This is a genomic window from Dokdonia sp. LLG6352-1 (genome assembly GCF_045055815.1).
Lineage (GTDB): Bacteria > Bacteroidota > Bacteroidia > Flavobacteriales > Flavobacteriaceae > Dokdonia > Dokdonia donghaensis.
On record NZ_CP159329.1, the window covers coordinates 1,752,937 to 1,770,341 of the forward strand.

Sequence of the window (17,405 nt, forward strand, 5' to 3'; positions counted from 1 at the left end):
TCTAGGTAAGGTGTTTCTGAGCCTTGTATGAAGAGCGTACAAGCGCACCACTCTCTACGTGACGGAATCCCATCTCTAGGCCTATTTTTTCATATTTCTGAAACTGGTCTGGAGTAATAAATTGCTTTACAGGGAGGTGTTTTTTTGAAGGTTGAAGGTATTGACCTATAGTTACAATGTCAAGGTTTACCTCGCGCAAGTCTTTTAGGGTTTGTATAACCTCTTCTTCGGTTTCTCCTAGGCCTAGCATAATACCAGACTTAGTTCTTTTTATGCCGCTGTCTTTGAGATATTTTAATACGCCTAAGCTACGCTCATACTTAGCTTGTATACGCACCTCACGCGTAAGACGTTTTACTGTCTCCATATTGTGTGATACTACCTCTGGCGCTACTTGTACAATTCTGTCAAGTAAATCTTCTCTTCCTTGAAAATCTGGAATTAAGGTTTCAAGCGTCGTGTTAGGATTCATACGTCGTATGGCCTGCACAGTTTCTGCCCAGATTATGGTACCCATATCTTTTATATCATCACGGTCTACAGATGTAATTACCGCGTGTTTGATGTCCATAAGCTTTATAGATCGAGCTACCTTTTCTGGTTCTTCCCAATCTACTTGTTCTGGACGTCCAGTTTTTACACCACAAAAACCACAAGAGCGTGTACATACGTTACCTAAAATCATAAAGGTAGCGGTGCCCTCACTCCAGCATTCACCCATATTTGGGCAGCTTCCAGACGTACAAATGGTGTTAAGACTATATTTATCTACAAGGCTACGTAGATCTGTATATTTTTTACCAGTAGGGAGTTTTACTCGCAGCCATTTTGGCTTTGCAACTCTCTCAGGTTTTGTAATTGTTAGTTCTTCTTGCATAGCATTTTTTCAAGCGTTACAAAGATAGTAAATAAAGAAATGAGAGGTGTTACGCTTTCGCGAAAGCGCAATACTAATACAGTAACTGTATTTCTTTTAAATCATACTCATTTACAACTTCATCTTCTTGGAGTAAAATTAACTTACCCGTCTCTGAAACTCCTTTTATAATACCGACAAATTGTGTGCCATCTGAAGCAATAAATGTTGCGGGTTTGTCTTTTTTAAAGAGATGCTGCTCGTAGTCATTCTTTATAGTTTCAAATTGCCCCTTTAAAAGTAAATCTACATAGTGGTGAAACTGCTTGAGAAGCATTGATAAGATTTCTTCTAGCTCAAAGTGAATGCCGGTTCTAGATTTTATGGAAGTGGCTCTGGGTGTGTCTTTCCATTCGGTTTGATTTACATTGAGGCCCACACCAAGAATCATTGCGTCTAGTTTTCCTCTTTTTATGACACTCTCTATAAGAATGCCGCATATTTTGTCGTTATCTGTCAATATGTCGTTAGGCCACTTGACACGTACATTTTTAATCAAAAGTTTTGAAAGCACATCTTTTACAGCGAGTGAAGCTGCCATAAGTGCATAAAATTGCTCACTTATTGTAATGCGTTTTACTTTTCTAAAAACGCTGAAGGTTAGGTTTTTACCGCTTTCTGCGCTCCAGGTAGTGCCCATTTGGCCTCTTCCGGCAGTTTGCTCAAGCGCCCATACCACGATGTCTTCTTGCGCATCTTCTTCTTTAGAAATACGTTTGAGGTAACTATTTGTTGAGTCGATGGTATGGAGTTTGTCTATGCGCATATGGAAAACACCTAGTCTAAACTTGTGTTAAGACCGCAGAGTAATGTAAATTTGTAATAACTTTGTGTAAATTAAAGAATTTAATGGCAAATAAGGAAAAGAACACAGATCAATTGATAGCGAAAATTGTTGAGGGAATTGAGGATGTGAAAGGTCAAAATATTGATATACTAGATCTTAGAGAGATAGAAAATACGGTTTGTGATTATTTTATCATTTGTGACGGTACTTCAAACACGCAAGTAGGGGCGATAGTAAGCTCTATACAAAAAACGGCAAGTAAAGCCCTGCAAGAAAAAGCGTGGCACATAGAGGGTACAGAAAACCAAGAGTGGGTACTTATGGATTACGTAAACGTAGTTGTGCACGTATTTCAAAAACACATTCGTGAGTTTTATGATATAGAAAGCCTCTGGGGAGATGCAAAGATTACTTCAATCCCATCCAATTACTAAAAAATATTAAATGGCTAAAGAAGAAAAGAAAAATAGCGGCACGCCGCCAAATAAACCTAAGTTTAGTTCTTACTGGATTTATGGACTCATCGTAGTAATTTTTATTGCTATAAGTATGCTTACAGGTAGCACTGGAATAGGTGAGGCAAAAAAGACATCTTTATATCAATTTGAACAGTATCTACAAGACGGTGATGTACAACGCGTAGAGATTGTAAATAAAAATTCTGTAAAGGTTTATTTAACAAAGGAAGCAGAGTCTAAAGAAGTTCATAACAAAGGACGCGGTACTGGATTCTTTAAGCCAGCAGCTGGAGCGCCAGACTATCGCTTTGAGATAGGTGATCTTCAAAATTTTGAAAATGACATAAATGAGATTATAGATGCAAACAGTCTTGACACACGTGTGTCATATGAGACTGAGGGAGATATGTGGGGTTTACTTGCTAGCTTCTTACCATTTATCTTAATTATCGGATTGTGGATTTTTATTATGCGTCGTATGTCTTCTGGAGGAGGAGGAGGCCCAGGAGGTCAAATCTTTAACATAGGGAAGTCTAAGGCAAAACTCTTTGATGAGAAAACAGATATCAAAACTACATTTAAGGATGTAGCAGGTCTTGAAGGTGCAAAAGAAGAAATACAAGAGATTGTAGATTTCTTAAAAAATCCAGAAAAATATACGAGCTTAGGTGGTAAAATTCCTAAAGGAGCATTGCTTGTAGGGCAGCCAGGTACTGGTAAGACCTTGCTCGCAAAAGCAGTAGCAGGAGAGGCAAAAGTGCCATTTTTCTCACTATCAGGTTCTGACTTTGTAGAGATGTTTGTGGGTGTAGGGGCATCACGTGTACGTGATCTCTTTAAACAAGCCAAAGAAAAATCACCAGCTATTATTTTTATAGATGAGATAGATGCAATAGGTCGTGCTCGTGGTAAGAATAATTTTTCTGGAGGTAATGATGAGCGTGAGAACACACTTAACCAACTTCTTACTGAGATGGACGGTTTTGGTACAAACACAAATGTGATTGTACTCGCTGCAACAAACAGGGCAGATGTACTAGATAAAGCACTTATGCGTGCTGGTCGTTTTGATAGACAGATTTATGTTGATCTTCCAGATGTGCGTGAGCGCAAAGAAATTTTTGAGGTTCACCTGCGTCCACTCAAAAAAGTAGATGAAGAGCTTGATGTAGATTTTCTTGCAAAACAAACACCAGGTTTCTCTGGTGCAGATATTGCAAATATGTGTAACGAGGCAGCACTTATCGCTGCTCGTAAAAGCAAGAAGGCAGTAGGTAAACAAGACTTCTTAGATGCGGTAGATCGTATTGTAGGTGGTCTTGAGAAGAAAAATAAAATAATCACTCCAGATGAGAAACGTGCTATTGCTTTTCACGAGGCTGGACACGCTACAGTGAGCTGGATGCTTGAGCACGCAGCACCACTTGTAAAAGTTACAATAGTTCCAAGAGGGCAATCACTTGGTGCGGCTTGGTACCTTCCAGAAGAGCGCTTAATCGTACGTCCAGAGCAAATGCTTGATGAGATGTGTGCAGCTTTAGGAGGTCGTGCAGCAGAGAAGGTGATTTTTAATAAAATATCAACTGGAGCTCTTAGTGATCTTGAAAAAGTTACTAAACAAGCTAGAATGATGGTAACAGTTTACGGTCTTAATGATAAAGTAGGTAACCTTACTTATTACGACTCAACTGGGCAATCTGATAATGGATTTACAAAACCTTATAGTGAGCAAACAGCAGAGGTGATTGATAAAGAGATTTCAAACATTATTGAGGAGCAATATCAACGCGCTATAGATTTACTCACAAAAGAAAAGGATAAGCTTACTCAACTTGCAGAGTTATTACTTGAAAAGGAAGTAATCTTTAAAGATAATCTTCAAGATATTTTTGGAGAGCGCCCTTTCGGGAAAATTGAAGACGAAGCAAAACCTGTAGTTTAAGGAGTTAGATACATTCTTAAATTAGAAATGTCAAAAAGTCTTGATTGCGCCAAAGGTTCAGTCAAGATTTTTTATATTTGACTATTACACCAAAAGAGTTGAGAAAACCTATAGATGAGTCTATTTAGAAAAATCTTCGGAAGCACATCAAACGTTGACAACCCCCGTCAGAATAAAGAAGGTGAAGCTCGCAGTAAGTATATGCCAGACATAGACACACCTGCAGATGAGCGATTCACAAAAAACTTTATTCTTAATGGAGGGAGATTTCTATATGCGCTTAACAGAGAGGAGATTAATGATAACTTTGACAATATTCTTTTAGAAAACGATTGGTACGAGAGCAGTGTGTTTTGCACAGATGATAATTTAAAAAAAGCTTTTACTGGTTATAATCTAGATTTTGGAACAAATCGAGATGCTTCATTCTTCTTGACTACTTGCGAGAGTCTCGTTGCAAACGATGGTTCACTACTCGTTTGTTCAAAGCAACTCAAAGAGCTTAAATTGCACGATTTTCCAAAAGATGTAATCGTTTTCGGAACCACAAGCCAGATTGTAAATACTATAGGTGAGGGTTTAAGACTTATAAAAAATAGAAATGCAGGTAGTATTCCTACTAATATTACGACTATCAAAAACTTTCAGAGTAAAGAAAATGATAAGAATTTTATGACCTATGGTAGTAGTACAAAAAATGTATATCTACTCTTGCTAGAAGATCTTTAGTATGCGTGAAGTATTAATCCGTGCACTCTCAGGGCTGCTTTACGTTACCCTGTTGCTCTTAGCTATATTCTCATTAGAGACTACCTATCTTCTTGTCTTTTTAGGGCTTGGTGTTGTAGTGTTATATGAGTTTTTAAAGCTTGTAGGTATCAAGTCTTTCTTACCTTATATTTTTCTGTTTACGTGCGTGGCGGTATTTTGTTATTTTAAATTAGATAGACTTGCGACACTTATTTTCTTGGCACTCACGATAACAGTTAATTTATATCTCATTAAAAATTTAATACGTCCATCAGAACGTTATATTACAGTATCACAAAAATACGCCTACACTATTTTTTATATTGTTGGAGGTGTTGTGTTTACAATCTTATTACCCTCATACAGAGGAGAATATACGTCGCTTCTAGTTGCTAGTGTTTTTGCATTGATCTGGATAAACGATACCTTTGCATTTATAGTGGGCAAGAGTATGGGTAAGCACAAATTATTAGAGCGCATTTCACCTAAAAAGACAATAGAAGGATTTATAGGTGGACTTGTTTTTTGTTGTCTTGCCAGTGTTCTATTTTATTATTTTACAGACTTGCTTAGTCTTAAGTTGTGGATTACTATCGCCTTGGTGACCTCAATTTTTGGCACCTTAGGAGATTTGATACAGTCACAACTTAAGCGTCAGGCTGGAGTAAAGGATAGTGGTCGTATTATGCCTGGCCACGGAGGACTATATGATAGGTTAGACAGTATCATATTTGCAGCACCATTTTTATACTTATTTTTAATTGTACTTGACTATGTTCCATAAAGAAGGATATAAGATTATTGTAATAGCATTAGTGATTTTTACAGGCCTTATCTTGCTTGCAAATAAGTTTCTTGAGAAAAACTGGTTGTTCTATTTAGTAGCTTTAGCGCTAGGAGTATTGTTATATCTTATACTTCAGTTTTTTAGAAACCCAGATCGTACAGCGCCTTTAGATTCTAATGTAATCACATCACCAGTAGATGGTAAGGTAGTTGTAATAGAAGAGGTGTATGAAGCAGAATACTTTAAGGATAAACGTCTTCAAGTCTCTGTGTTTATGTCGCCGCTTAATGTGCACGTAACACGATACCCATCTGGGGGAAAGATTGCATATAGTAAATACCACCCAGGAAAATATCTTGTAGCCTGGCACCCTAAATCTAGTACAGAAAATGAACGCACAACCGTCGTGGTAAGTACAGAAAAGTTTGGTGATGTTCTTTACCGTCAGATTGCTGGCGCGCTAGCAAAGCGTATTATTAATTATGCCGAAGAAGGGCAAATGGTACAGCAAGGTGAGGATAGTGGGTTTATACGTTTTGGCTCTCGTGTAGATCTATATTTACCTATTGGGACAAAATTAGATGTAGAGCTTAATCAAGTAGTAAAAGGAGCGCAATCGGTAATAGCATCAATATAATGGATAAGAAGGTACTTCATAAGGAGTTTGAAGATGCCTTCCGTAGGGTGAGTAATTCTTCTCAAGAATTTCCTCCAGATGTATTGCTGCAGTTTTATGCGCTTTACAAACAAGCTACGCAAAAGAACACCTTTAGCCATAATGAAGGTGAACACGAGCTTGTGAGTGCTTTTAAAATCAACGCGCTACTTCAGGTAAAGAGTATGACGGAAGATGAGGCAATGGAGGCTTATGTAGAAGCTGCAAAGAAGTACCTCTAGCTAGAAAAATAACATAAATAAAAGGCGTCTAAAATTAATTTAGACGCCTTTTTTATGTGATATATGTAAGTATATTAAGACAAACTAGCCAGTCGTTTTTCTAGCGCTTCTATTTTTGCTTCGGCATCTGCCATCTTTTGTTTTTCGATAGCGACCACCTTCTCTGGTGCGTTGCTTACAAAGCGCTCATTAGATAGCTTTTTTGAAACCGACATTAAGAATCCTTTTGTGTATTTAAGTTCTTCCTCAATTTTTGCAACTTCGGCTTCTACGTCAATAGCTCCCGCAAGAGGTATGAAGTACTCATTAGATTTTACTCTAAAAGACAATGCTCCGTCTAGTGGCGCTTTCGCGAAAGCGATCTCACTCACATTACCTAGTTTTGAGATGATACTATTGTAATCACTAGAAACTTCTTCATTGCTTAAAACGTGCACTTCTATAGCGTCTTTAAAAGCGATGTTTTTACTTTTTCTAATAGTTCGTATACCTGAAATCACTTGTGAGGCGTAGTCAAAATCTGCAATGATTTTTTCATTTACCGCACCACCTTCTGGCCATTTATTGATAATCAAAGCCTCTTCTGGAGTACGTGTAGCGATAGTCTGCCAGATCTCTTCAGATGCAAATGGAATAAATGGGTGTAATATGCGTAGGTTATTTTCAAAAGCTGCAATTACCGCATCGTAGGTCTTACGATCTATAGGTTGCTGGTATGCTGGTTTTATAATCTCTAGTAACCACCCGCAGAAGTCGTTCCATACCACTTTATAACTCGCCATAAGCGCGTCTGAGATACGGTACTTTGAGAAGTGATCTTCTATCTCTAGAAGTGTTTGATTAAAACGGTTTGTATACCACTCAATACCTTGCGCGCTATGTGCTGGTTGTGGTATAGTCTCGTCTATCTCCCATCCCTGTATGAGGCTAAAAGCGCTCAAGTTTTTCTTGATAAATCCTTTTCCTTGTTTAAGAAGATCTTCGTCAAACATAAGGTCGTTACCGGCAGCACTACTTAATAATAGTCCTACGCGCACACCATCTGCTCCATATTCTTTAATGAGTTCTAGTGCATCTGGTGAGTTACCTAGTGACTTAGACATCTTGCGACGCTGCTTGTCACGTACTAAACCTGTGAGGTAAACATTTTGGAAAGGTCTTTTATCTGTGTACTCATATCCCGCTATGATCATACGCGCTACCCAGAAGAATAAAATATCTGGTCCCGTTACAAGATCATTAGTAGGGTAGTAGTAGTTAAACTCCTCGTTATCTGGATTGCGCACTCCGTCAAAAACACTCATAGGCCATAACCAAGAGCTGAACCAAGTGTCCATAGCATCTTCGTCTTGACGTAAATCTTCGGCAGTGAGGGAATCGTTTCCGGTACGCTTTCGCGAAAGCGTAACAGCATCCTCAATAGATTCGGCAACTACAAAATCTTCCTTTCCTTCTCCATAGTAGTAGGCAGGGATTTGCTGCCCCCACCATAGCTGGCGAGAGATGTTCCAGTCACGTATGTTCTCCATCCAGTGACGGTAGGTATTTTCAAACTTCTTAGGAAATAACTTTACATCTCCTGTCTCAAGTACGGCTTTTATGGCAGGCTTTACAAGCTCTTCCATTTTAAGGAACCACTGGTCAGATAGTCTAGGCTCTATTACTGCCTTTGTACGCTCAGATGTTCCTACTTTATTAATGTGGTTTTCTGTCTTTACCAGAGCACCTAGTTCTTCAAGTTCTTTTTTTATAGCCTTGCGCACTACAAAACGATCTTGACCTTCATAGTGAAGCCCAAAACTGTTAAGAGAAGCGTCATCATTAAAGATGTCTATTACTTCTAGCTTATGCTTGTCACCCAGCATCTTATCATTCTCATCGTGTGCTGGTGTTACCTTAAGGCAACCTGTACCAAACTCAAGATCTACATACTCATCTTCTATAATAGGAATCACGCGACCACTTATAGGTACAATGGCTTTCTTCCCTTTAAGATGTGTGAAGCGCTCGTCATTTGGGTTAATACAAATCGCTGTATCGCCAAAAATAGTCTCAGGTCTTGTAGTGGCTATTGTTAATAACTCCTCAGATCCTTCTAGTTTATAATTTATGTAATAGAGTAAGCCTTGTCGCTCTTCGTGTATTACCTCCTCGTCAGAAAGCGTGGTTTTTGCTTCTGGATCCCAGTTTACCATACGGTAACCGCGATATATTAATCCTTTATTATAAAGATCTACAAATGTTTTTATCACAGACTCAGACATTGCTGGGTCCATAGTAAAGGCTGTGCGATCCCAGTCGCAAGAGGCTCCTAGTTTTTTAAGTTGGTCAAGTATAACGCCACCATATTCTTCTTTCCACTTCCAGGCGTGGGCAAGAAATTCCTCGCGAGTAAGGTCAGATTTTTTGATGCCTTGCTCTTTAAGTCTGGAAACTACCTTTGCCTCTGTAGCAATAGATGCGTGGTCTGTACCGGGTACCCAGCACGCATTTTTACCTAGTAATCTTGCACGACGTATTAATACGTCTTGTATCGTGTTGTTAAGCATATGTCCCATATGTAAGACACCTGTCACGTTAGGAGGTGGGATTACAATGGTGTATGGTTCTCTATCATCTGGTGTAGAATGGAAATAATTATGCTCCATCCAGTAGCTGTACCACTTATCTTCTACCTGTGTAGAATCATATTTTGACGCTATGCTCATAGTTTGGTCTGATTATTGTCTTATAGATGGCAAAAGTAGGGATAACAGTAGGATTAATATATAGTCTACGTGCTATTTTTGGCGCAGATGTAAGTTATTGCCACCTGTTAATGTTAATATCATTTTTTGGCAGGCAGGTATTTTGTGACTACATTTGGATTCCCTCAAATATTAAAAATTATGAAAAAATTAATGTTTTTATTTGTTGCTACAATGCTAGCAGTAAGTGTACAAGCACAAGAAAAGAAGGCTGAAATCACTTTTGACTCAGACGTAGTAGACTATGGCGAGGTAGAATATGGTGGTGACGGTGTACGTAAATTTACATTTACAAATACAGGAGATGACGTACTTATCGTAGCAAGAGTATATTCTACTTGCGGTTGTACAATCCCAAAAAAACCAGAAAACCCTATCCAGCCAGGTGAAAAAGGTGAGATAGAAGTAAAGTATGACACAAAGCGCCCTGGGCCTATTAGAAAAACCATAACGGTATATTCTAATGCCTCTGAAGTGCCTTACAGTTTAAAGATTAAAGGAACAGTAAAGCCAGAAGCTGGAGAGTAACATTACTTTATACAAAGCAACTAAAGACCGTTTTATAACGGTCTTTTTTTATGCGCTTTCGCGAAAGCAAAATACCCACCTTCTAGTTTTAAAAACCACAATAATTTCCTCATTTTTGTATAAAAAAATATTCAATGCCAGCAATATCAAAGAAGGGGCTCGCAATGCCTCAATCGCCTATACGTAAACTCGTACCTTTTGCAGAAGGAGCAAAGGTTAGAGGAATTAAAATTCACCAACTTAACATCGGCCAGCCAGATATCAAGACGCCACAAGTAGCGCTAGATGCTGTAAAGAATAATGACCTTGAAGTTTTAGCATATAGTCACAGTGCAGGATTTCAGTCTTATAGAGATAAGCTAGCTAGCTATTATAGCAACCACGGTATAGATGTCTGGCCAGAAGATATTATCATATCTACAGGAGGATCTGAAGCCTTATTATTTGCAATGGGGTCTGTTACAGACCCAGGAGATGAGATTATAATACCAGAGCCTTTTTATGCAAACTACAACGGTTTTGCAACGGCGAGTGGTGTTAGGGTTGTTCCTGTAATATCTACACTAGAAGAGGGATTTGCTTTGCCTCCTATATCAGACTTTGAGAAGTTAATCTCAGATAAAACAAAGGCTATCGTTATCTGTAACCCGGGTAACCCTACTGGATATTTATACTCAGAAGATGAGATACGCCAGCTTGCAGAGCTTGTAAAGAAGCACGACCTATTCCTCATTGCAGATGAGGTATATCGCGAGTTTGCTTACGACGGTCACAAGCATCACTCAGTGATGAAGCAGCGTGATATAGATGCTCATACTATTATGATAGACTCTGTATCAAAACGTTTCTCAATGTGTGGCGCTCGTATAGGGTGTATAGTAAGTCGCAATAAAGAACTTATGAGCACAGCGATGAAGTTTGCACAAGCACGTTTAAGTCCTCCTACATTTGCACAAATAGCATCTGAGGCGGCATTAGACACACCTCAATCATACTTTGACGATGTAATAGAAGAGTATGTGTCAAGAAGAAATACACTTGTAGCAGGACTAGAAGCAATACCAGGAGTAAAAGTAGCAAAGCCTAAAGGTGCCTTTTACTGTATTGCAGAGTTACCTATAAAAAATGCAGATGCCTTTGCACAGTGGTTACTTGAGTCTTATGATCTAGATGGAAAAACCATTATGGTTGCACCAGCGGCAGGCTTTTATAGTAGTGATAATGTAGGTCTTAATCAAGTGAGAATTGCTTATGTGCTAGAAGAAAACTATCTTAAAGAAGCAGTTACGATTCTTAAAGCTGCTTTAGAACAATACCAAAATTAATGACAGTACAAGAAAACGTATCGCTTAAGGCATACAATACCTTTGGTATAGATGTAAACGCTCGCTTTTTTGCGAGCGTTTCTTCTGTACAGCAATTGCAAGAGTTGCTGGGAGACGCTAGATATCCTAATCCTTTTGTTATAGGCGGAGGGAGTAATATGTTACTCACACAAGATGTAAATAGACTTGTGATACATCTCGATATTAAAGGTATATCACTTATTGATGATTCGTTTTCAAAAAATGAAGTGCTTCTTAAAGTTGCTGGTGGCGAAAACTGGCACGAGTTTGTACTCTATTGTGTAGCGCATAACCTGGGAGGTGTAGAAAACCTATCGCTTATTCCAGGTAATGTAGGTACATCACCAGTGCAAAATATAGGTGCCTACGGTGTAGAGCTTAAAGATACTTTTTATGAGTGTGAGGCTGTGCATAGAGACACTCAAGAGGTGAGGGTGTTTACGCTAGAAGATTGTGCTTTTGGCTATCGTGATTCCGTATTTAAAAATGAGCTTAAGGATGCCTATGTCATTACCTCGGTCACCTTTAAACTCACAAAGAGTAATCATAATATAAATACAGACTACGGTGCTATTTTTGACACGCTTAAAGCAAAGGAAATCACAGCGCCTACATTAAAAGACGTGTCAGATGCTGTTATAGCCATCAGACAGTCTAAACTTCCAGATCCTAAGAAAATAGGGAATAGCGGGTCTTTCTTTAAGAATCCAGTGATCTCACAAGCGCAGTTTACTCAACTTAGAAAAGTGCATACAGAAATCCCTTTTTATCCCATAGGCAATGAGCAAATCAAGGTGCCCGCTGGGTGGCTTATCGAGCAAGCAGGCTTTAAGGGGAAACGTTTTGGCGATGCTGGTATACACGATAGGCAGGCCCTAGTACTCGTAAATCACGGTAATGCTACGGGTCAAGAAGTGTGGGAAGTAGCGATGAAAGTACAAGCGGCAGTAGAGGAGAAGTTTGGGATAAAGATTGTTCCAGAGGTGAATGTGATATAGATTGCGCTTTCGCGAAAGCGTAAAAAAAAGCCCCACTCGCGTGAGGCCTCCAACTAAACTAAATTTTAGTTGCTAGGTGTTAGCACTGTATCTACCACGTGTATGATGCCGTTTTTTCCATTGATACTGGTCTTAGTGAGAAGCGAAGTGTTACCCGCTGTATCTGTGATTACGATACTATTATCCTTTAGAGTAGCCACGAGCTGCTGGCCATTTACTGTCTGTAATGTAAAACTGCCATTTTCTAATTTTATTTTATTTATTATTTCTGTTTCGGTTAATAATCCAGCTATTACGTGATATGACAGAATAGATGCGAGCGTTGCTTTGTTTTCTGGGTTGAGAAGGTTTGCCAGTTGTTTTGGAGGTAGTTTATCAAAGGCCTCATTTGTAGGGGCAAATATGGTGTATGGTCCATCTTCTTTAAGTGTTGTCACGAGCCCTGCCGCTTTTATGGCGGTTACGAGTGTTGTGTGGTCTTTTGAGGTGACGGTAAGGTCTATTATGTCAGACTGTGCATAGCTAGTGGTTGATAATAAGATGATTATAAGTAGCGAGAGATTTTTTGTGATTTGCATACTAAAGTGAGGCTTGGTGAGTTTATGATAGAATCTTTTTCTATGTTAGATGTACGTACTAACTTTGCCCATTGGATGAAAGTGTATTGCTAAATTTTCGTTAATTCATAAAAACTACGCTATTTGAAGACATTTGTTGAGAAGCATATTGTAGATCTTCTTAAAACTGGAGACGAGCGAGCCATAGGGTTATTATATGACCATTATGCGCCTGCGCTCTATGGAGTGGCTATAAAAGTGACACACGATGAGGAGCTTGCACAAGATGTACTTCAAGAATCTTTTGTAAAAATCTGGAAAAATGCCCATAAATATGATGCAGATAAAGCGCGTCTATTTACGTGGCTTTTTAGGGTGGTTCAAAACACGGCTATAGATAAAGTACGTAGTCGTAAAAGAAAAATGAATAAAGAAGTCCAAACAGACGATTCTAACGTATATCATTTACAGTCTACATCACTGGCTATAGAGCATATGGATTTGCAAGAGCATACAGATGGGCTAGAAGATAAGTATCGTGTGGTGATAGATGCGCTGTTTTTTCAGGGTATGACTCAGCAAGAAGCAAGTGATGAGTTAAACATCCCGCTGGGAACCGTAAAGTCAAGATTAAAAATAGGCTTGAGGGAACTGCGTAAATTATTTGGAGTTTTATTTTTGATGATAAGTGTGTTATGAGTGATAGAGTGTCACAATTTTTAGAAAGCGATTTGTTGGAGCGTTACCTTATGGGTACAACTTCACCTATGGAGTCTCAAGAGGTTGAGTACTTTGTAGCAAAGTTTCCTGAGGTAAAAACTACTTATAATGAGTTGCAAGAAAATTTAGAAAACTATGCAGCATCTTATGCTGTAGATGTGCCTAAAGATGTACGTGCAAAGATTTTAAAACAAACTAAGGCAAAGCCTAAACGTGCGTTGCCACTTCTGGCTATTGCAGCTTGTACTATAGCAACTCTTTTTGGACTTGTCGCAATAATGATTTATAATCAAAATCAAGAACTTCTAGAAGACAGAAAGTTTACTTCAAACTTGCTAGAAAATCTTAATGATGACATTGTTTCAAACAGGCAAATGTTACAATCTGTAGAGGAGCAGTTTATGATACTTAATAACACTGCAACTCAAAAATATATTCTCAAGGGTAATAATAGAGCAAATAGACTAGAGGCTGTAGCTTATATTAATGAACTAGAAAAAAGATCTTATGTACACGTAAATACACTACCAGAGCTTCCAGATGAGCAGGTGTACCAGATGTGGGCCTCTGTAGATGGTAAACTTGTGCCGTTAGATATCTTAAAAGTAACAAAAGATAACCTTGTAGAAATACCTTATGAGGAGCGTATGGCAAGTATAAATGTCACGATAGAGCCTAAGGGAGGTAGTAAAGAAGCTACTAAGGCAAATGAGGTTGCTACCATTAAGTTTGACTAAGAACAGTAAATACCTATCCCGTAAAAAACTTTTAGGTGCTACAAGGTTTCTGTATCTTTGTAGAAAATATTTGTAATGGAATTACTCTTGATAACATTAGTCCTTCTAGCACTATCGGTAGCAGGCATTGCGATAAAAATCTGGGCAAAAAAAGACGGTAAGTTTGCAGGTACGTGTGCCAGCCAGAGTCCATTTCTTAATAAGAGTGGAGAGCCTTGCGGTATGTGTGGTAAAATGCCCGAAGAAATGGGTGATTGTTCTGGAGATAAGTAAGCCTTTCAGCTATTGGAACATTTTTATCCCGCACTATTTTATACTTTAATAGGAGTCACGTTTGTAAACGTGGCTTTTTATGTTTTCTACTGGTTGTTCGCTTTCGCGAAAGCGTCTCAAAAACCAAATAAATCATTACCACCAGTTTCTGTTATTATTTGCGCAAAAAACGAGTCGCAAAATTTACAAAAGAATGTCTCGTTCATTCTTGAACAAGACTATCCAGAATTTGAAATTATACTCATAAACGACGCCTCAAGTGACGATACAGAAGAGGTAATGGAGGCCTATGCTCTTGCGCATAAAAATGTACACCAAGTTAATGTGGTCAATAACGAAGCCTTCTGGGGTAATAAAAAATATGCGCTCACTCTAGGCATAAAACGCGCTAGTTATGCGCATATGATATTTACAGATGCAGACTGTGTGCCTGCCTCACCAAAGTGGCTTAGGCATATGGCAGGCTCTTTTGTAGCTAAAAAAGAGATCGTACTAGGGTACGGAGCATATCAAAAAATAAAGGGGTCATTTATAAATAAACTTATTCGTTTTGAAACTCTAATGACCGCCATACAGTATTTTACTTATGCAAAGGCCGGTAGACCTTATATGGGTGTAGGGCGTAATCTTGCGTATACTGCAGCTATATTTTATGAGCAAAAAGGGTTTATAAGCCATATGAAGATTAAAAGTGGAGATGACGATCTGTTTGTAAATCAAGCAAGCACTAGAAAGAATACAGCGCTACAATACCATCCAGAATCTTTTACAATAAGTACACCTAAAACCTCTTTTGATGCCTGGATTACTCAAAAGCGTAGACACATAACTACGGCTAGTCATTACAAGTTTCTAGAGAAATTTTTATTAGGTCTTTTTTACGTGAGCCAGTTGTTATTTTTTATGGTAGGTATAGCAGTACTTGCTATAATGTACAAGTGGGAGTTAGTTCTTGCAGTAATAGGAGTACGTTACTTTGTCGCCTGGCTTGCAATAGGTTTTAGTGCTAGTAAACTACGAGAGAAAGACGTGGCTTATTTTTATCCTATATTTGAGATGGTACTTGTATGCGTGCAATTAAGTATCTTTATAAGCAACCTTATCTCAAAGCCCACTAAGTGGAAGTAACTCCAGAAAAAATTCAACTTGAAATTAAAAGAGCAAAAGCTGGGGAGCAAAGTGCTTTTAACTTCTTGCTCAACTCCTTCTGGAGTGAAGTGTACGGCTTCCAGCTCAAGCGTACAAGAAATGCGTATGATGCAGAGGATATTACCATACAGACATTTTCAAAAGCGTTTTCAAAAATAGATACTTTTAAGGAGGAATATAAATTTGCTACTTGGCTCATTGCTATTTCTAAAAATATTCAAATTGATATTCTTCGAAAGAAAGAGTCCTCTATACGCTCTAGAATTTCTGATAGTGACCAAGAACGGGTTTACAAAGTTGCAGACCTTAATCCCTCGCCAGAAGATGTGCTCATTAAAGAGCAAAACCTAGCACAACTTTTAAATTTTGTGAAGATGCTCAAGCCTCATTATCAAGAGATGATTAATTTACGGTATTTTCAAGAGATGAGTTATAAAGAAATGGCAGAGTATCTAGACGAACCTATGAGTAATGTAAAAGTAAAACTACTACGTGCAAGGAGGCTACTGGCAGATATTATAAAAAAAACAGGTCATTGAAAGCTATTCCTTTTAAAAAGCTGGGCCCCGGTTTACTCTTTGCTGGTGCGGCCATAGGTGTATCTCACCTTGTGCAAAGCACAAGGGCAGGTGCAGATTTTGGTTTTGGCCTACTATGGGCTCTTTTTTTAGTTAATATCATTAAGTATCCTTTTTTTCAGATGGGGCCTCGTTATGCATCTGTTACTGGTAAAAGTTTGCTTGACGGATATTATAAGCTCGGTAAACCAGTGTTGTGGGTATATTTTTTTTTAACCCTAGGCACAATGTTTACCATACAGACGGCTGTAACGATTGTCACGGCTGGTATAGCGGTCCAGTTATTTGGTATTTCTAATGATATTGCGGTTTGGAGTGTAGCAATTACGCTATTATGTGCTGCTATTTTAGCAATAGGGAAGTATAGAATCTTGGATAAACTAATGAAGGTTATCATCATTACACTAACTATAAGTACACTGTTTGCGGTTTTTTTCGCTTTTCGCGAAAGCGTAACAAATCAAGGTACTGGTACCACGACAGATTTAATCCAACTACTTCCCACAGATGGTGCGGCAATTGCTTTTTTAATCGCCTTTATGGGTTGGATGCCGGCACCGCTGGATATCTCAATATGGCACTCGCTATGGACACTTGAAAAAAGAGATAAAGGTGAGGAAGCAGTGCGTAATTCTATTTTTGATTTTAATGTAGGGTATGCAGGTGCTGTGGTGCTGGGTGTTTGTTTTATGACGCTGGGAGCTCTTGTGATGTATGGTAGTGGTGAGACATTTTCATCAAAAGGAGGCGTTTTTGCCGGCCAGCTTATTAATATGTACACGGCAAGTCTAGGTGCTTGGGCAACCGTACTTATAGGCATAGCGGCCTTTACAACTATGTTTAGCACCACACTTACTACGCTAGATGCATCGCCTAGAGCGCTAGAAGCAACCACTAGATTGCTCGGTATTGGGTTTAAAAAGAAAGGGTATCTTTTCTGGCTATTTGTACTGATATTGGGTACTTGCGTTATCTTGTTTTTCTTAATTAGTGAGATGGGGGTCTTAGTAAAGCTGGCTACAATTCTTTCTTTTCTCACGGCCCCGTTTTATGCAATTTGTAATTACCTTGCTTTTAGAGATAAAGAGATTCCGGAGGCGTATAGATTATCTTTAGGTATGCGGGTGTTGAGTATTGTGAGTATTATAGCCTTAGTGGGTTTTAGTATTTGGTACGTCATTACGCTGTTTTAGTCACTGGCATAACTTGCCATTTTAACTATTGCTCAAGTGCGT

Annotated in this window: 19 protein-coding genes; 15 read left to right on the top strand and 4 right to left on the bottom strand. The window is 38.7% G+C overall.

Features of this window, described 5'->3' with window-relative positions:
* Position 1: 1 nt before the first annotated feature.
* On the bottom strand, positions 2–877 hold the full coding sequence (gene lipA, locus ABVM49_RS07835; protein ID WP_375252069.1) for a lipoyl synthase: 876 nt from the start codon (positions 875–877) through the stop codon (positions 2–4).
* A gap of 73 nt (positions 878–950) precedes the next feature.
* Positions 951–1,682, bottom strand: a complete 732-nt coding sequence (locus ABVM49_RS07840) for a biotin--[acetyl-CoA-carboxylase] ligase (RefSeq protein ID WP_375252068.1) — start codon at positions 1,680–1,682, stop codon at positions 951–953.
* Positions 1,683–1,765: 83 nt separating this feature from the next.
* Between ABVM49_RS07840 and rsfS the strand changes: the two genes are divergently transcribed.
* From rsfS to ABVM49_RS07870, 6 genes are all read left to right on the top strand, one after another.
* On the top strand, positions 1,766–2,137 hold the full coding sequence (rsfS, locus tag ABVM49_RS07845) for a ribosome silencing factor (protein WP_035325363.1): 372 nt from the start codon (positions 1,766–1,768) through the stop codon (positions 2,135–2,137).
* Positions 2,138–2,147: 10 nt separating this feature from the next.
* Entirely contained in the window at positions 2,148–4,103 is a 1,956-nt protein-coding gene (gene ftsH / locus ABVM49_RS07850; protein WP_021778291.1) for an ATP-dependent zinc metalloprotease FtsH, read from the top strand.
* A 114-nt stretch (positions 4,104–4,217) separates the two neighbouring features.
* Positions 4,218–4,832: an LUD domain-containing protein gene (locus ABVM49_RS07855; RefSeq protein ID WP_021778292.1), complete on the top strand. Its 615-nt coding sequence runs from the start codon at positions 4,218–4,220 to the stop codon at positions 4,830–4,832.
* A 1-nt stretch (position 4,833) separates the two neighbouring features.
* A complete protein-coding gene (locus ABVM49_RS07860; RefSeq protein WP_021778293.1) occupies positions 4,834–5,637 on the top strand; it encodes a phosphatidate cytidylyltransferase in 804 nt (267 codons plus the stop codon).
* Positions 5,627–6,277 (top strand): phosphatidylserine decarboxylase family protein, encoded by a 651-nt coding sequence (locus tag ABVM49_RS07865; protein WP_405201410.1) that lies wholly within the window; start codon positions 5,627–5,629, stop codon positions 6,275–6,277. Before ABVM49_RS07860 ends, ABVM49_RS07865 begins: the two co-directional genes overlap by 11 nt.
* On the top strand, positions 6,277–6,537 hold the full coding sequence (locus ABVM49_RS07870) for an acyl-CoA-binding protein (protein WP_405201411.1): 261 nt from the start codon (positions 6,277–6,279) through the stop codon (positions 6,535–6,537). Before ABVM49_RS07865 ends, ABVM49_RS07870 begins: the two co-directional genes overlap by 1 nt.
* 74 nt (positions 6,538–6,611) lie before the next feature.
* Here the strand turns inward: ABVM49_RS07870 and ABVM49_RS07875 are convergent, their stop codons facing one another.
* Entirely contained in the window at positions 6,612–9,245 is a 2,634-nt protein-coding gene (locus ABVM49_RS07875) for a valine--tRNA ligase (RefSeq protein WP_405201412.1), read from the bottom strand.
* 180 nt (positions 9,246–9,425) lie between these two features.
* Here ABVM49_RS07875 and ABVM49_RS07880 point away from each other — a divergent pair, with 180 nt between their 5' ends.
* From ABVM49_RS07880 to murB, 3 genes are all read left to right on the top strand, one after another.
* The gene (locus ABVM49_RS07880; protein ID WP_405201413.1) at positions 9,426–9,812 is read left to right on the top strand and encodes a DUF1573 domain-containing protein; all 387 of its coding nucleotides are present in this window, start codon (positions 9,426–9,428) and stop codon (positions 9,810–9,812) included.
* Positions 9,813–9,946: 134 nt separating this feature from the next.
* Complete coding sequence (locus ABVM49_RS07885; RefSeq protein ID WP_405201414.1) at positions 9,947–11,137, top strand: pyridoxal phosphate-dependent aminotransferase; 1,191 nt, start codon at positions 9,947–9,949, stop codon at positions 11,135–11,137.
* The gene (gene murB, locus ABVM49_RS07890; protein WP_405201415.1) at positions 11,137–12,156 is read left to right on the top strand and encodes a UDP-N-acetylmuramate dehydrogenase; all 1,020 of its coding nucleotides are present in this window, start codon (positions 11,137–11,139) and stop codon (positions 12,154–12,156) included. The genes ABVM49_RS07885 and murB overlap by 1 nt, the downstream gene beginning before the upstream one ends.
* Before the next feature lie 65 nt (positions 12,157–12,221).
* On the opposite strand, the gene ABVM49_RS07895 is transcribed toward murB, so the two are convergent.
* Positions 12,222–12,734 carry a fasciclin domain-containing protein gene (locus tag ABVM49_RS07895; RefSeq protein WP_405201416.1) on the bottom strand — a complete coding sequence of 171 codons (513 nt, stop codon included), beginning with the start codon at positions 12,732–12,734 and terminating at the stop codon, positions 12,222–12,224.
* 123 nt (positions 12,735–12,857) lie between these two features.
* Between ABVM49_RS07895 and ABVM49_RS07900 the strand changes: the two genes are divergently transcribed.
* From ABVM49_RS07900 to ABVM49_RS07925, 6 genes are all read left to right on the top strand, one after another.
* On the top strand, positions 12,858–13,412 hold the full coding sequence (locus tag ABVM49_RS07900; protein ID WP_021778301.1) for an RNA polymerase sigma factor: 555 nt from the start codon (positions 12,858–12,860) through the stop codon (positions 13,410–13,412).
* Positions 13,409–14,170, top strand: a complete 762-nt coding sequence (locus tag ABVM49_RS07905; RefSeq protein WP_405201417.1) for an anti-sigma factor domain-containing protein — start codon at positions 13,409–13,411, stop codon at positions 14,168–14,170. Before ABVM49_RS07900 ends, ABVM49_RS07905 begins: the two co-directional genes overlap by 4 nt.
* 75 nt (positions 14,171–14,245) lie before the next feature.
* The gene (locus ABVM49_RS07910; protein ID WP_021778303.1) at positions 14,246–14,443 is read left to right on the top strand and encodes a hypothetical protein; all 198 of its coding nucleotides are present in this window, start codon (positions 14,246–14,248) and stop codon (positions 14,441–14,443) included.
* Between the two features lie 12 nt (positions 14,444–14,455).
* Positions 14,456–15,571: a glycosyltransferase gene (locus tag ABVM49_RS07915; RefSeq protein ID WP_405201418.1), complete on the top strand. Its 1,116-nt coding sequence runs from the start codon at positions 14,456–14,458 to the stop codon at positions 15,569–15,571.
* Positions 15,562–16,131, top strand: a complete 570-nt coding sequence (locus ABVM49_RS07920; protein WP_405201419.1) for an RNA polymerase sigma factor — start codon at positions 15,562–15,564, stop codon at positions 16,129–16,131. Before ABVM49_RS07915 ends, ABVM49_RS07920 begins: the two co-directional genes overlap by 10 nt.
* A complete protein-coding gene (locus tag ABVM49_RS07925; protein WP_405201420.1) occupies positions 16,128–17,363 on the top strand; it encodes an Nramp family divalent metal transporter in 1,236 nt (411 codons plus the stop codon). Before ABVM49_RS07920 ends, ABVM49_RS07925 begins: the two co-directional genes overlap by 4 nt.
* Positions 17,364–17,405 lie beyond the last annotated feature (42 nt).

Coding starts and splice junctions, on each gene's coding strand:
- lipA (WP_375252069.1), bottom strand. CDS start 877: ATGCAAGAAGAACTAACAATTACAAAACCTGAGAGAGTTGCAAAGCCA.
- ABVM49_RS07840 (WP_375252068.1), bottom strand. CDS start 1,682: ATGCGCATAGACAAACTCCATACCATCGACTCAACAAATAGTTACCTC.
- rsfS (WP_035325363.1), top strand. CDS start 1,766: ATGGCAAATAAGGAAAAGAACACAGATCAATTGATAGCGAAAATTGTT.
- ftsH (WP_021778291.1), top strand. CDS start 2,148: ATGGCTAAAGAAGAAAAGAAAAATAGCGGCACGCCGCCAAATAAACCT.
- ABVM49_RS07855 (WP_021778292.1), top strand. CDS start 4,218: ATGAGTCTATTTAGAAAAATCTTCGGAAGCACATCAAACGTTGACAAC.
- ABVM49_RS07860 (WP_021778293.1), top strand. CDS start 4,834: ATGCGTGAAGTATTAATCCGTGCACTCTCAGGGCTGCTTTACGTTACC.
- ABVM49_RS07865 (WP_405201410.1), top strand. CDS start 5,627: ATGTTCCATAAAGAAGGATATAAGATTATTGTAATAGCATTAGTGATT.
- ABVM49_RS07870 (WP_405201411.1), top strand. CDS start 6,277: ATGGATAAGAAGGTACTTCATAAGGAGTTTGAAGATGCCTTCCGTAGG.
- ABVM49_RS07875 (WP_405201412.1), bottom strand. CDS start 9,245: ATGAGCATAGCGTCAAAATATGATTCTACACAGGTAGAAGATAAGTGG.
- ABVM49_RS07880 (WP_405201413.1), top strand. CDS start 9,426: ATGAAAAAATTAATGTTTTTATTTGTTGCTACAATGCTAGCAGTAAGT.
- ABVM49_RS07885 (WP_405201414.1), top strand. CDS start 9,947: ATGCCAGCAATATCAAAGAAGGGGCTCGCAATGCCTCAATCGCCTATA.
- murB (WP_405201415.1), top strand. CDS start 11,137: ATGACAGTACAAGAAAACGTATCGCTTAAGGCATACAATACCTTTGGT.
- ABVM49_RS07895 (WP_405201416.1), bottom strand. CDS start 12,734: ATGCAAATCACAAAAAATCTCTCGCTACTTATAATCATCTTATTATCA.
- ABVM49_RS07905 (WP_405201417.1), top strand. CDS start 13,409: ATGAGTGATAGAGTGTCACAATTTTTAGAAAGCGATTTGTTGGAGCGT.
- ABVM49_RS07910 (WP_021778303.1), top strand. CDS start 14,246: ATGGAATTACTCTTGATAACATTAGTCCTTCTAGCACTATCGGTAGCA.